At 76.9% G+C, this 13,921-nt stretch carries 12 protein-coding genes and 1 pseudogene; 11 read left to right on the forward strand and 2 right to left on the reverse strand.

Annotated elements, in window-relative coordinates; all coding sequences use genetic code 11:
• Nucleotides 1–264: pseudogene (locus LPA54_RS25625) on the forward strand (tetratricopeptide repeat protein); the annotation flags it as partial.
• Between the two features lie 82 nt (nucleotides 265–346).
• Here LPA54_RS25625 and LPA54_RS25630 read toward each other — a convergent pair.
• Nucleotides 347–1,624, reverse strand: a complete 1,278-nt coding sequence (locus LPA54_RS25630; RefSeq protein ID WP_228981887.1) for a DUF1015 family protein — start codon at nucleotides 1,622–1,624, stop codon at nucleotides 347–349.
• Between the two features lie 77 nt (nucleotides 1,625–1,701).
• On the opposite strand from LPA54_RS25630, the gene LPA54_RS25635 reads away from it, so the two are divergent.
• The 10 genes from LPA54_RS25635 to LPA54_RS25680 all read left to right on the forward strand — a co-directional run bounded on the left by LPA54_RS25635 (nucleotide 1,702) and on the right by LPA54_RS25680 (nucleotide 12,193).
• Nucleotides 1,702–2,730, forward strand: a complete 1,029-nt coding sequence (locus LPA54_RS25635) for an HAD-IIA family hydrolase (RefSeq protein ID WP_228981888.1) — start codon at nucleotides 1,702–1,704, stop codon at nucleotides 2,728–2,730.
• 143 nt (nucleotides 2,731–2,873) lie between these two features.
• Nucleotides 2,874–3,833, forward strand: coding sequence for an iron ABC transporter permease (locus LPA54_RS25640; protein ID WP_228981995.1), 960 nt, complete (start codon nucleotides 2,874–2,876; stop codon nucleotides 3,831–3,833).
• Nucleotides 3,834–3,871: 38 nt separating this feature from the next.
• Nucleotides 3,872–4,963 carry an iron chelate uptake ABC transporter family permease subunit gene (locus tag LPA54_RS25645; protein WP_228981996.1) on the forward strand — a complete coding sequence of 364 codons (1,092 nt, stop codon included), beginning with the start codon at nucleotides 3,872–3,874 and terminating at the stop codon, nucleotides 4,961–4,963.
• Nucleotides 4,960–5,808, forward strand: a complete 849-nt coding sequence (locus tag LPA54_RS25650; RefSeq protein ID WP_228981889.1) for an ABC transporter ATP-binding protein — start codon at nucleotides 4,960–4,962, stop codon at nucleotides 5,806–5,808. Before LPA54_RS25645 ends, LPA54_RS25650 begins: the two co-directional genes overlap by 4 nt.
• A 156-nt stretch (nucleotides 5,809–5,964) precedes the next feature.
• The gene (locus LPA54_RS25655; protein WP_228981890.1) at nucleotides 5,965–6,246 is read left to right on the forward strand and encodes a hypothetical protein; all 282 of its coding nucleotides are present in this window, start codon (nucleotides 5,965–5,967) and stop codon (nucleotides 6,244–6,246) included.
• Nucleotides 6,247–6,253: 7 nt separating this feature from the next.
• The gene (locus LPA54_RS25660) at nucleotides 6,254–7,069 is read left to right on the forward strand and encodes a TlyA family RNA methyltransferase (RefSeq protein ID WP_228981891.1); all 816 of its coding nucleotides are present in this window, start codon (nucleotides 6,254–6,256) and stop codon (nucleotides 7,067–7,069) included.
• Nucleotides 7,066–8,028 (forward strand): NAD kinase, encoded by a 963-nt coding sequence (locus tag LPA54_RS25665; RefSeq protein ID WP_267487619.1) that lies wholly within the window; start codon nucleotides 7,066–7,068, stop codon nucleotides 8,026–8,028. Before LPA54_RS25660 ends, LPA54_RS25665 begins: the two co-directional genes overlap by 4 nt.
• Before the next feature lie 374 nt (nucleotides 8,029–8,402).
• Nucleotides 8,403–10,145, forward strand: a complete 1,743-nt coding sequence (recN, locus tag LPA54_RS25670; RefSeq protein ID WP_228981893.1) for a DNA repair protein RecN — start codon at nucleotides 8,403–8,405, stop codon at nucleotides 10,143–10,145.
• Nucleotides 10,146–10,191: 46 nt separating this feature from the next.
• Nucleotides 10,192–10,947, forward strand: a complete 756-nt coding sequence (locus LPA54_RS25675) for a hypothetical protein (protein WP_228981894.1) — start codon at nucleotides 10,192–10,194, stop codon at nucleotides 10,945–10,947.
• 112 nt (nucleotides 10,948–11,059) lie between these two features.
• Complete coding sequence (locus tag LPA54_RS25680) at nucleotides 11,060–12,193, forward strand: glycosyltransferase family 4 protein (RefSeq protein WP_228981896.1); 1,134 nt, start codon at nucleotides 11,060–11,062, stop codon at nucleotides 12,191–12,193.
• Nucleotides 12,194–12,256: 63 nt separating this feature from the next.
• Here LPA54_RS25680 and LPA54_RS25685 read toward each other — a convergent pair whose 3' ends face one another.
• Nucleotides 12,257–13,894, reverse strand: a complete 1,638-nt coding sequence (locus LPA54_RS25685; protein ID WP_228981898.1) for a PucR family transcriptional regulator — start codon at nucleotides 13,892–13,894, stop codon at nucleotides 12,257–12,259.
• Nucleotides 13,895–13,921 lie beyond the last annotated feature (27 nt).

Below are 13,921 nucleotides of genomic sequence, written 5' to 3' on the forward strand. Positions count from 1 at the left end.
GTGCAACCGTGGACCGCGCGTCTGCGGTACGCGTACGCCGACGCGCTGCTCGCGGCGGGCCGTGAGGGCGAGGCGCGCGAGTGGTTCGCCAAGGCCGTCGAGGCCGACCGGGACGGCAGCACGGACGCCTCCGACCGACTGGCCGAGCTGGACGGCGTGGAGTTCATGGACGCCCTCGTCGAGGACGAGGACGAGGTCGCTCCCGGGGATGGCGCCGTCGACAGCCGCGACGAGCAGGACGCGCGGGACGACGACAAGGACTGACGTCCTCGCGGCATCACGCACAGGAGAAGGGGCGGACCCCGGCGCACAGCCGGGGCCCGCCCCTTCTCCTGTTCCCCGGCGCTCAGAGGTCCAGGACGCGCAGCACCAGGCCCGTCGCCGGCTTCGGCCCGAACGACGTCGACTTGCGCGGCATCGTCACCCCCTGGCGCGCCAGGTCCCGGACGACCTCCTCGCGCACCGGGTGCATCAGCACCGCCGTCGCGCCGTGCCGCTCCGCCTGCTCCACCACGGCCTCCGCGTCGTGGATGTAACCGATGTGCTCCGGGCCGTCCGGGACGCGCCACACGTGCTCAAGCAGCGTCGTGTGCAGCACCGTCGCGTCGAGCGTGCGCCACGCCTCCGGCCGGTCCGCGCGTACGGTGCGGGTGAGCAGCTCCGGATCCGGCCGGTCCACGAGGTGGAAGCGGCCGTCACCCGCCAGCAGGAACGCGTTGCCGTCGGCGACCGCCCCCGCCAGGGCGTCCAGGGCGGCCGGAAGCGGAACCTCCAGCGTCCGCACCCGGAAGGCGCCCTCCAGGGCCGCCAGCGCCCGCGCGACCGGCAGGCGGTGCAGCAGCCGGTGGATGGCCCGCACCTGGAGCGGGTAGCGGGCCGTGTCCACCAGCAGCACCAGGCCGGAGTCCCACGGGCCTGGTGTCGACCGCTCCTCGCGCAGGCGCAGGTACGTCGCCCAGCGGTGGTGGCCGTCCGCGATCAGCGCCTGGTGGTGCGCCAGGTCGTCCGCGGCGGCCGCCAGCTCCGCCGGGTCCGTCACCGCCCACAGCCGGTGGGCGAAGCCGTCCTCCGTCGTCGTCGCCAGCAGCGGGACCCGGGCCGTGGCCCGCTCGATGACGGCCGTCGCGCCCGTCGCGCGGCCGTCTCCCCGGTAGGTCAGCAGCAGCGGCTCCAGGTGGGCGCCCGTGGTGCGCATCAGGTCGGCGCGCTCCTCCACCACATCCGGCATGACGTCCTCATGGGGGAGGACCACACCCTCGGACGGGGCGGACAGCTCCAGGGCGCCGATCAGGCCCCGCTGGAGCAGGTCGCCGTTGCGCTGCTCGTACACGTACAGGGCGGGCCGGGCGTCGGCGGCCAGGACGCCCTCCGCCAGCCAGTCCGCGAGGGTGTCCGCCGCCCGGCGCGGGCGGGCGTCCGCGGTGGGCGCCTGCGGCAGGATGAGCCGCACGATGTTGTACGGGTCGGACGACTCCAGGTGGTGCAGCCCGTCCGGCCGGACGACGACGTCGTACGGGGGAGAGGTGACCGCCGCGAGGCTGCGCACCTTTTCGGGTACGTACCGCAGACCGCGGAACGGTTTCAGGCGCAGACCGTCTTCGGCCGCAGGACCTCTCGTGTTCATCCTTGCATCGTAGGTGGACGCACGGATGAGCGATGATCGGGGGACGGGAACGTCCGGACGAGTGAGGGGTGCGGTTGATGGGGCAGCAGGGGCGGAACCTGCCGGGTGGCAGCGACACCGCGTTGAGCGCGGCGTACGACACGGCGCTGCTGGACCTCGACGGGGTCGTGTACGCGGGCGGCGAGGCCATCCCGCACGCCGTGGAGGCGCTGGGCGCGGCCCGTGACGCGGGGATGCGCCTGGCGTACGTCACCAACAACGCCCTGCGCACCCCGGACGCCGTCGCCGCCCACCTGACCGAGCTGGGGGTGCCCGCCGAGCCGGGTGACGTCGTCACCTCCGCGCAGGCGGTGGCGCGGTTGATGGCCGGGCAGCTGCCCCGGGGCGCGAGGGTCCTGGTCGTCGGCGGGGAGGGGCTGCGGGTCGCGCTGCGCGAGCGGGGGCTGGAGCCGGTGGAGTCGGCCGATGACGACCCGGTGGCCGTCGTGCAGGGGTACGGCGGGCCCGACCTGCCGTGGGGGCGGTTCGCGGAGGCGTCGTACGCCGTCGCGCGCGGCCTGCCCTGGTTCGCGTCCAACACCGACCTGACGATCCCCGGCGCCCGCGGCATCGCCCCCGGCAACGGGGCGGCGGTGGAGGTCGTGCGGATCGCCACGGGCGCCGAGCCGCAGGTGGCGGGGAAGCCGCTGCCGCCCATGCACCGCGAGACGATCCTGCGGACCGGGGCCCGGCGGCCCCTCGTCGTCGGGGACCGGCTCGACACGGACATCGAGGGGGCGTCCAACGGCGGCGTCGACTCGCTGCTCGTGCTCACCGGCGTGACCGACCCGGCGCGGCTCCTCGCGGCCGTGCCCGAGCACCGGCCCACGTACGTCGACACCGACCTGCGGGGCCTGCTGACCGGGCAGCCGGAGGTGGTGGCCGAGGGGGGCGGGTTCCGCTGCGGGGGCTGGACCGCGTCCGTGGACGGCGGAGCGCTCACGCTCGACGGGGCGGGGGAGCGGACGGACGGGCTCCGGGCGCTGTGCGCGGCGGCCTGGACGCAGGCCGGTGCGGGTTCCTGCGGGGCGGACCCGGCGCGGGCCCTGGGCCTGCTCGGTTGGTGACGCCCGACACTCCGACGATCATCGCGGGGAGGGTAGGCTAACCTAACCGCGTGTTGGTCGAAACTCTCGAACAGAGCGCGGAGCCCCAGGCCGCCGCGCAGCCCGCTGGGCGGCGCCGCTTCCTGCGCGCCGCCGGGCTGTTGCTGTCCCTCGGCGTGCTGGCGCTCGTGTGCGTCGCGAGCATCGTCGTCGGGGCGAAACCGGTCCCGCTCGGCGACGTCTGGCACGGCCTGTTCCAGAACTCGGGCACCGGCCACGACGTCCTCATCGCCGACGTCCGGCTGCCCCGCACCGGGCTCGGGCTCCTCGCGGGCGTCGCGCTCGGCCTGTCCGGCGCCGTGATGCAGGCCCTGACGCGCAACCCGCTCGCCGAGCCGGGCCTGATGGGCGTGAACGCGGGCGCGGCGGCCGCCGTCGTCACCGCGACCAGCTTCCTCGGCGCCACCTCCTTCATGGGGTACGTCTGGTTCGCCTTCGCGGGCGCCGCCGTCGTCTCGGTCCTCGTGTACGTACTCGGCGGCGGGCGCGGCGCCACGCCCGTACGGCTCGCGCTCGCCGGCACCGCGGCGACGGCCGCGCTCTACGGGTACGTCAACGCCGTCCAGTTGCTCGACTCCGCCGCGCTGGACCGGCTGCGCTTCTGGACCGTCGGCTCGCTCGCCGGCGCCGACGGGGCCACCCTCAAGGCGGTCGCGCCGTTCATCGCGGCCGGGGTCGTCCTCGCCGCGCTGGTCGCCCGGCCGCTGAACGCCATGGAGATGGGCGACGACGCCGCCCGCGCGCTCGGCGCGCACCTCAACCGGACCCGCCTGCTCGCCATGGTCGCCGTGACGCTGCTGTGCGGGGGCGCCACCGCGGCGTGCGGGCCCATCGTGTTCGTCGGGCTGATGGTGCCCTACCTGGTCCGCGCGATCACCGGGCCCGACGTGCGGTGGATCCTGCCGTACGCGGCCGTCCTCTCGCCCGTGCTGCTGCTCGGCTCCGACATCGTCGGCCGGGTCGTCGCCCGGCCCTCGGAACTCCAGGTCGGCATCGTCACGGCCCTCGTCGGCGGGCCCGTCTTCATCCACCTCGTACGCCGCAAGAGGATGGCCCAGCTGTGACCGCCACCCCCGCACCCCCCTCCGCGCCCGCCACCCCCGTGCCCGGCACCGGCACCGGCACCGGTTCCACGCCCGCGCCCGCCGGGCCGGCCGCCACCCGGACCGTCCGGGCCGTCCGCCGCGGCGGGCTCTCCGTGCGCGTCGAGCCGCGCGCCCTGGCCGTCTGCGTCCTGCTCTCCGCCCTGATCCTGGCCGCCGCGGTCGTCCTCATCGGCAGCGGCGACTTCCCCGTCGCCCCCGCCGACGTCGTCGCCACCCTGCTCGGCGACGGCACGCCGGCCCAGGAGTTCGTCGTCCTGGACCTGCGGCTGCCGCGCGCCCTCGTGGCGGTCCTCGTCGGCGCCGGGCTCGCGATCGGCGGCGCGGTCTTCCAGACCATCACCCGCAACCCGCTCGGCAGCCCCGACATGCTCGGCATCAGCCAGGGCTCGATCGTCGGCGCCCTCGGCGTGATCGTGCTCTTCCAGGGCGACGCCACCGCCGTCGCCGTCGGCGGGCTCGTCGGCGGCGTCCTCACCGGCGCCGCCGTGTACCTCTTCGCGTACAAGCGGGGCGTGCACGGCTTCCGCCTGGTGCTGATCGGCATCGGCGCCGCCGCGATGCTCACCGCCGTCATCCACTACCTGATCACCAAGGCCAACCTGGTCGACGCCACCCGCGCCGTGGTGTGGATGACCGGCTCCCTGGAGGGCCGCGACTGGACCCAGTTCTGGCCGCTCCTCGCCGTCAGCGCGCTCCTCGTGCCCCTCGTCCTCGCCTACGGGCGGCCCCTGCGGATGCTGGAGATGGGCGACGACGCCGCGTACGCGCTGGGCGTGCGGGTCGAGCGGGTGCGGATGGTGCTGCTGGTCTCCGCGGTGCTGCTCGTCGCGTCGGCGACGGCCGCGGCCGGGCCGATCGTGTTCGTCGCGCTCAGCGCGCCGCAGCTGGCCCGCCGGCTGACCCGGTCGCCCGGCCCCAACCTGGCCGCCTCCGCCCTCATGGGCGCGGCCGTGCTCCTCGTCGCCGACCTCGTCGCGACCAACGCCTTCGGCGAGCGCCGGCTGCCCGTGGGCGTCGTCACCGGCGTCGTCGGCGGCGCCTACCTGCTGTGGCTCCTGGTCTCCGAGCGCCGGGCAGGCCGGATATGACCCCCTCGAACGACCAGAACGCCAGGAGTACCCCCATGGAGCGCCAGCGCCTCAGCGCGGAGTCGGTCACCCTCGCCTACGAGCAGCGGACCATCGCCCGCGACCTGTCCGTCGAGATCCCCGACCACTCCTTCACGGTGATCGTCGGCCCGAACGCCTGCGGCAAGTCCACGCTGCTGCGGGCCCTGGCGCGGATGCTGAAGCCCACCAGCGGCCGGGTGCTGCTGGACGGGCAGACCATCCACTCCATGCCGGCGAAGAAGGTCGCGCGGACGCTCGGGCTGCTCCCGCAGTCCTCGATCGCGCCCGACGGGATCACCGTCGCCGACCTCGTCGCCCGCGGCCGCTACCCGCACCAGGGGCTGCTGCGGCAGTGGTCGCCCGAGGACGAGCGGATCGTCCGCGAGTCGATGGACGCCACCGGCGTGGGCGAGCTGGGCGACCGGTACGTCGACGAGCTGTCCGGCGGGCAGCGCCAGCGCGTGTGGATCGCGATGGCCCTCGCCCAGCAGACGCCGCTGCTGCTGCTCGACGAGCCGACCACCTACCTCGACATCCAGCACCAGATCGACGTCCTCGACCTGTGCGCCGAACTCCACGAGACGCAGGGCCGCACCCTGGTCGCCGTCCTGCACGACCTCAACCACGCCGCCCGCTACGCCACGCACCTCATCGCGGTGCGCGGCGGGGAGATCGTGGCGGAGGGGCCGCCGACCGAGATCGTCACCGCCGAGCTCGTCGAGCGGGTCTTCGGGCTGCGCTGCCAGGTCATCGACGACCCCGAGACGGGCACGCCCCTGGTGGTGCCGGCGGCCCGCAAGGCGCGGGCGCTCGCCGGCGGCTGAGCCCGGGAGCCGACCGCGGGGCGGGGGCGGGGCTGCCCGGGGGCAGGCGGGGCCGGGCGTGCTCCGGCCGTGCGGCGACCCTGGGCCGACCGTAAGCCGGCCGTGCTCCGACCCCGCCACCGGCCCGGTGTCGGTGCTTCGCGGTAGCGTCGGGGCATGGACGACGCCAGTGCCGCCGAGCCGCCGACCCCCCTGGCCCCCGGGCCCGCCGCCGACCCCGGTGGGGAGCCCGCCGGGCCCGCGCCGCTCGGCGTGGCCCGGACCGCCACCGGCCACGCGGCGGTGGACGCCCTCCTGGAGCGGCTCGGTGACGCCGACCACCTCCCGGCGGACGGGCACCTGGAGGTGTACGAGGATGTACACCGGGGGCTGCGCGACACACTGACCGCGCTGGACGCGCACCCCCGGCCGGGATCCCCGAACGAGCACAGGAGCTGAACCGAACGTGGCAGGAGTGGCACGCCGCCGTCTCGACGCCGAGCTTGTACGCCGCAAGCTCGCCCGCTCGCGCGAACACGCGAGCCAGTTGATCGCGGCGGGGCGGGTGACCGTCGGCGGCGCCACCGCCTCCAAGCCCGCCACCCAGGTCGAGACGGCCGCCGCCATCGTCGTCGCCCAGGACGACTCCGACCCGGAGTACGTCTCCCGCGGCGGCCACAAGCTCGCCGGGGCGTTCGCGGCGTTCGTCCCGCTCGGACTGCGCGTCGAGGGCCGGCGGGCGCTCGACGCCGGCGCCTCCACCGGCGGCTTCACCGACGTGCTGCTGCGCTCCGGGGCCGCCCACGTCGTCGCCGTCGACGTCGGCTACGGCCAGCTGGCCTGGTCCCTCCAGAGCGATGAGCGCGTCACCGTCAAGGACCGTACGAACGTCCGGGAGTTGACGCTCGACACGATCGGGGGCGAGGCGGTGGACCTGGTGGTCGGAGATCTGTCCTTCATCCCGCTCGGCCTCGTCCTGCCCGCGCTCGCCGGCGTCAGCGCGCCCGACGCCGACCTCGTCCTGATGGTCAAACCGCAGTTCGAGGTCGGCAAGGAGCGCCTCGGCAGCGGCGGCGTGGTGCGCAGCCCCGAGCTGCGCGCCGAGGCGGTGCGCAACGTCGCCCGGCAGGCCGCCGGACTCGGGCTCGGCGTCCTCGGCGTCACGGCGAGCCCCCTGCCCGGCCCGTCGGGCAACGTCGAGTACTTCCTGTGGCTGCGGGCCGGCGCGCCCGCGCTCGATCCGGCGGACGTCGACCGCGCCGTGGCGGAGGGACCCCGTTGAACACCAGCCCGGAAACCCGACCCGGCACGAGCCCGGACACCCGGCCCCGTACCGGCCCGGACACCGCGCCCCGTACCGTCTTCCTGCTCGCCCACACCGGCCGCCCCGCCGCCGTGCGCAGCGCGGAGCTCGTCGTCCTGGGCCTGCTGCGCAGCGGCATCGGCGTACGGGTGCTGGCCGCGGAGGCGACCGACCTGCCGCTCCCCCCGTCCGTGGAGACCGTCCCGGAGGCCACCCCCGACGTCCTGGACGGCTGCGAGCTGCTGATCGTCCTCGGCGGCGACGGGACGCTGCTGCGGGGCGCCGAGTTCGCCCGGGCGTCGGGCGTGCCGATGCTCGGCGTCAACCTCGGGCGCGTCGGCTTCCTCGCCGAGGCGGAGCGCGACGACCTCGACAAGGTCGTGGACCGCGTCGTCACCCGCGCCTACGAGGTCGAGGAGCGCATGACCCTCGACGTCGCCGTCTACAACAACGGCGACCTCCTGCACACCAACTGGGCGCTGAACGAGGCCGCCGTCCAGAAGGTCGCCCCCGAGCGGATGCTGGAGGTCGTCCTCGCCATCGACGGGCGGCCCGTCACCGGCTTCGGCTGCGACGGGGTGATCTGCGCGACGCCCACGGGCTCCACGGCGTACGCCTTCTCCGCGGGCGGGCCGGTCATCTGGCCCGAGGTGGAGGCGCTGCTGATGGTGCCGATCGGGGCGCACGCCCTGTTCGCCAAACCGCTCGTCACGACACCGGACTCGGTGCTCGCCGTGGAGGTCGAGCCGCACACCCCGGACGGGGTGCTGTGGTGCGACGGACGGCGCACCGTCACGCTGCCCGCCGGGGCGCGCGTGGAGGTCCGGCGGGGGTCGGTGCCGGTGCGGCTCGCCCGGCTCCACCACGCGTCGTTCTCGGACCGGCTCGTCGCGAAGTTCGCCCTGCCCGTCTCCGGCTGGCGCGGGGCCCCGCGCTAGGGGGTGTCTTGTCGATCGGGCCGGATCGGCAAGGCGTCCCTTAGGTCCCGTCCGGAAAGTCCCGTCTGGGCCCCGGTGTCCGGCACGCACGCTCGCCGCGTTGCCGGGGTGCCCGAGTGGCTCCGCCACGGGGGCACCCCGGCGCCTCGCGATCGCACGCACCGGACACCGGGGCTCCTGCCCTCCGGGCGGACGGCGCCACTTTCCGGACAGGACCCAGCACCCGGCGCTCCCCCCCGGCGCCTCCGACGGCCCCCGGCGGTCCCGCGCCGGGTCAACGCCCCGCCGCCCCCGTGCGGCCCGTCACGCCCCGCCGACCAGTGGCTTCGCCCGGCGGACCGGGGTGGCGTCGCACGGGGCCGGGAAAACCTCGTATGGTCAGGGGCGTGTTGGAGGAGATGCGGATACGGTCGCTCGGGGTCATCGACGACGCGGTGGTGGAGCTGTCGCCCGGGTTCACCGCGGTGACCGGTGAGACGGGCGCGGGCAAGACGATGGTCGTGACGAGCCTGGGGCTGCTGCTCGGCGGCCGTGCCGACGCGGCCCTGGTACGGATCGGCGCCGGGTCCGCCGTCGTGGAGGGCCGCGTCGGCGTCGCCCCCGGCACCGCCGCGGCCCGGCGGGCCGAGGAGGCGGGCGCCGAGCTGGACGACGGCGCACTGCTCATCAGCCGCACCGTCTCGGCCGAGGGCCGCTCCCGGGCGCACCTGGGCGGCCGCAGCGTCCCCGTCGGCCTGCTCGCGGAGCTCGCCGACGACCTCGTCGCCGTCCACGGCCAGACCGACCAGCAGGGACTGCTCAAGCCCGCCCGGCAGCGCGGCGCGCTCGACCGGTACGCCGGCGAGGCCGTCTCCGTCCCGCTCGCCGCGTACGCCGGCGCGTACCGGCGGCTGCGGGCCCTGGACGCCGAGCTGGAGGAGCTGACCACCCGGGCCCGCGAGCGCGCCCAGGAGGCGGACCTGCTGCGGTTCGGGCTCGCCGAGATCGAGGCCGTCGCGCCCCTGCCCGGCGAGGACACCGAACTCGCCGCCGAGGCCGAGCGGCTCGGGCACGCCGAGGCGCTCGCCTCCGCCGCCGCGCTCGCGCACCGCGCCCTCGCCGGCGACCCGGAGGACCCCGAGGCGGTCGACGCGACCACCCTCGTCGGCGGCGCCGGGCGCGCCCTGGAGGGCGTACGCGCCCACGACCCGGCGCTCGCCGCGCTCGCCGACCGGATCGGGGAGATCTCCATCCTGGTCGCCGACGTCGCCGGCGAGCTCGCCGGGTACGCCGACGACCTGGACGCCGACCCGCGGCGGCTGGCCGCCGTCGAGGAGCGCCGCGCCGCGCTCACCGCGCTCACCCGCAAGTACGGCGAGGACGTCGCCGCCGTCCTCGCGTGGGCGGAGGAAGGCGCCGCCCGGCTCACCGAGCTGGACGGCGACGACGACCGGATCGGCGAGCTGACGGCCGAGCGGGACGCCCTGCGCGCCGAGCTGTCGCGGCTCGCCCAGACCCTCACCGACGCCCGGACGGAGGCGGCCGCGCGGTTCGCCGACGCCGTCACCGCCGAACTGGCCTCCCTCGCCATGCCGCACGCGCGCGTGTCGTTCGCCATCCGGCAGACCGAGGACCCCGACGGCGTGGAGGTCGGCGGGCGCCGCGTCGCCTACGGGCCGTCCGGCGCCGACGAGGTCGAGCTGCTGCTCGCCCCCCACCCGGGCGCCCCGCCGCGGCCCATCGCCAAGGGCGCGTCCGGCGGTGAGCTGTCGCGGGTCATGCTCGCCGTCGAGGTCGTCTTCGCCGGTACCGACCCGGTGCCGACCTACCTGTTCGACGAGGTCGACGCGGGCGTCGGCGGCAAGGCCGCCGTCGAGATCGGGCGGCGCCTGGCCAAGCTCGCCAGGTCGGCGCAGGTCGTCGTGGTCACCCACCTGCCGCAGGTCGCGGCCTTCGCCGACCGGCAGCTGCTGGTGGAGAAGACCCACGACGGGACGGTCACCCGCTCCGGTGTCACCGTCCTGGAGGGCGAGGACCGGGTGCGGGAGCTGTCGCGGATGCTCGCCGGGCAGGAGGACTCCCAGACGGCCCGGGCCCACGCCGAGGAGCTCCTCGCGACGGCGCGGGCGGACGCCTGACACCCGCCGGACCCCCCGCGGGCGGCGGCCCCGTAAGGTGCCCGTCATGATCGGGAACCTTGCGAGGGCCGCCGTCACGTACGGAGCGGCCGCCGCCGCGACCCGGGCCGTCGGCGCGGGGCTCCGGCGCCGGCGCCGACCCGGTTGGGAGCGGACCAACCACGCCGGCCGCACCGTCGACCTGTACGCCGGGCCGGCCGTGGCCGCCGGCACCCTCCTCGGCGGCGCCCTCGGCGCGGCGACGCGCCGCGAGCGGGGCGCCGTCCTGCTGGCGACGCTCGCCGGCGCGGCCTGCGGGGCGTACGACGACGCGCGCGGCGACCACCGGCGCGGCCTGCGCGCCCACCTCGGCGCGCTGCGGGAGGGCGAGGTCACCAGCGGCACCGTCAAACTGCTCGGCATCGGCGCCGCCGGGCTCGCCGCCGGCACCCTGCTGAAGGACCGTCCGCTCGACGGGCTCCTCGCCGGTGTCGTCATCGCGGGCAGTGCACATCTGGTCAACCTCGTGGACGTGCGCCCCGGGCGGGCCGCCCTCACCGCCATCGCCCTCGGGACGCCCGGAGTGGCCCGCGGCCTGCCGTTCGCGGCCGCCCCGCAGGCCGCGGCGGCCGCGGTCCTCGCCGACGACCTCGGGGAGCGCACGATGCTCGGCGACACCGGCGCGCACGCGCTGGGCGCCGCCCTGGGCACGGCCGTCGCCGCCGCCAACGGCCGGACCGGGTTGCTCCTGCACGCTGCCGCGCTCGTCGCGGCCGCCGCCAACGGCGACGCCGTCAGCCGCCGCGCGCGCTCACCCATGTGAGTGAAGCCGGGGGCGAGTGCACGCCGTCGTGCGCCCGAAAGTGGCGGGATGCGGCGGGCCCCCTCCGAGCGCCGGTGCCGGAACGTGCGTACGGGCTGGCATCCTTGGGCGCGTGACACAGCTGCGTACGGTCCAAGTGCTGGGCGGCGGCAGCGCGGGCAGCAGCGCTCATGTCAGATCACTGGCCGCCGGGCTGGTGGCCAGGGGCGTGCGGGTGACCGTGTGCGCCCCCGCGGAGCTGGACCACGACTACGACTTCCTCGGCGCGGGGGCGGACTTCGTCCCCGTGCCGCGCCGCAGCGACCCCCTCTCCGTCGGGGCGCTGCGGGCGGCGTGCGCGGGCGCCGACATCGTCCACGCGCACGGGGTGCACGCGGCGGTACGGTCCGGGATGGCGCTCGCCGCCCACGCGGCGCCGCTCGTCGTCACCTGGCACTCCCGGCCGCGGGCCGAGGGGGCCCGCGCGCAGCTGGTCGGGTTCATGGAGCGCAAGGCCGTCCGCGCGGCGGCCGTGGTGCTGGCCACCTCGTCGGAGCTGGTCGACCGGGCGCGGCGCAGGGGCGCCCGCGACGCCCGTCTGGGTCCGGTCACCCTGCCGCCGCTGAGCGGCCTCGCCGACCTGCCGGGGGAGAAGGCGCGGGCCGAACTGGGCGCCCTCGACCGGCCCCTGGTGATGACCGCCGGGCCGCTGGAACCGTACCGGGGCCACGACACGCTGTTCGACGCGTCACAGCGGTGGCTCGGCCACGACCCCGTGCCGCTGGTGGCCGTCGCCGGCGACGGTTCCCGGCGGCCCGCGCTGCAGCGCCGCGTCGACACCGAGGGGCTGCCGGTGCGGCTCCTCGGCCGCCGCGAGGACGTCACCGCGCTGCTGGCCGGGTCGGACGTCGCGGTGCTGGCCGGGCGCTGGGAGGCGCGGGCACCGCTCGCGCAGGAGGCGCTGCGGCTCGGGGTGCCGCTGGTGGCGACGGCGGTGGGCGGCGTACCGGAACTGGTCGGCGACGCGGCGGAACTGGTCCCGTACGCGGACGCCGTGGCCCTGGCCGCCGCTGTCTCCCGGCTGCTCACCGATCCGGCGCGGCACGCCGCGCTCGCCGCGGCGGGACCCCGGCAGGCCGCGACGTGGCCCACCGAGGACGAGACGATCGCCCAGGTCCTCAGCGTCTACGACGAGCTCTGCCCCCGCCGGACGCCCCGCGGCCACGGCGGCCACGGGCACGGCGGCGACGACGACGGCCCCGCCTGAGCCACCGCACGGCCGCGCCGCGGCCCGCGCCGCCCGCGTCCGCGGGGACGGGGACGGGGACGGTCAAGGGGTGTGGCGGCGGGCCCGGAGGGCGAGCGACAGGGCCAGGACCGTCTGCGGGTCGTCCAGGTCCGTACCGAGCAGCTCGGCGACGCGGGCGAGGCGGTTGTAGAGCGTCTGGCGGTTCAGGTGCAGTTCCCGCGCCGTCTCCGCCTTGCGGCCGGCGTGCGCCAGGTACGTCTCCAGCGTCGGCAGCAGCGGGCTGCGGGAGGCCGCGTCGTGGGCGCGCAGCGGGCCGATCGCCCGGTCCACGAACGCGGCCAGCGCCGCCGGGTCGTGCCGGTGCAGCCGCCACAGCAGCAGGTCGGTGTCGAGGCGCCGCGCGTCGTGCCAGGGCCGCTCGGGCAGGCCCTGCGCGGCGTCGGCCGTCTCCGCGGCGTGCCGCAGCCCGGCGGACGCCGCCGCCCAGCCGCCCGCCACGCCCACCACGACGGCCGGCGGCCGGCCGTCCGAGCGGTCCAGCCCGGCGCGCTCCGCACCGGCGCGCAACGCGGCGGCCACCCGGTCGGCCACGGCCGTGCGCTCGGCCTCGTCCCGCAGCCCCAGCAGCAGCGGCACCCGGCCCTCCACCGGGCGCACCCCCACCAGCACCGGCACCCCGACCTGGGACAGCTCCTCGGTCACCGCCCGGGCCAGCAGCGCCCAGCCGCCGGCGGGGGAGGGCCCCGCGGTCAGCCGCATGACGACCGGCAGCAGCGGCCCGTCGCCCGGCCGGAAGCCGAGGACCCGGGCCTGCGCCGGCGCGTCCGGCGCCGGGATCCGCCCCTCCGCCAGGTCCGTGAGGAAGTCCCCGCGGCCGCGTGCGGCCAGCTCCTCCTCCTGCCGGGCCTGCATCAGGACGACGGCGAGGATGCCCGCGGCGCGTTCCGCCGCCATCCGGTGGACCGGCAGCAGCCGCCCCGCCACGGGCAGCAGCACCAGCCGGGCCCGGACACCGCCCGGCCCCGGGGCGCCGCCCGGCCCGCCCCCCGGCACGTCGACCAGCACCGAACCGGCGGGCAGCTCCCCGCCCCGCTGCCCGCGCAGCCCCTCCCACACCTGCAGCGGGTCGGCGCACGGGGTGCCCCCGTCGCCCTCGGCGGCGTACAGCAGCCGGCCGTCGGCGGCCTCCAGGAACACCGGGTTGCCGGCGAAGGCGGCCAGGATGCGCAGCACCTGCGGCACGCCGCCGCCCGCGAGGAGCGCCTCGGTGCACCGGCGGTGGACCTCCTCGGCCCGGCGCAGCAGCGCGTAGTGGCCGTTGACGATCTCGGTGTGGACCTCCTCCGTCACCGAGACGAACGGCACCTCCCGGTGCAGCTGGACCAGCGGCAGCCCGGCGGCCCGCGCGGTCTCCACGACCGCCCCGGGCAGCCGGGGGAAGCGCGCCCCGAGCTCCACGACCAGTGCCGCGATCCCGCGCTCCGCCAGTCGCCGTACGAAGGCCCGCTGGTCGGCCGGGCGCGTCCCGATGCCGATGCCCGTCGTCAGCAGCAGCTCGCCGCCCTGCAGCAGCGACGCGATGTTCGGCACCTCGCCGGCGTGCACCCACCGGACCGTGCGGTGCAGCCGGTCGGCGCCCGCGACCACCTCGGGGAGCCCGCCGCGCAGCGCCGGCAGGTCCAGTGCCCGGCGCACGGTGATACCGCCCTGTTCGTCCATGGGGCCGGACGCTACCCGCGCCCGCGC

The sequence above is a fragment of the Streptomyces sp. DH12 genome (genome assembly GCF_020873895.1).
GTDB lineage: Bacteria > Actinomycetota > Actinomycetes > Streptomycetales > Streptomycetaceae > Streptomyces.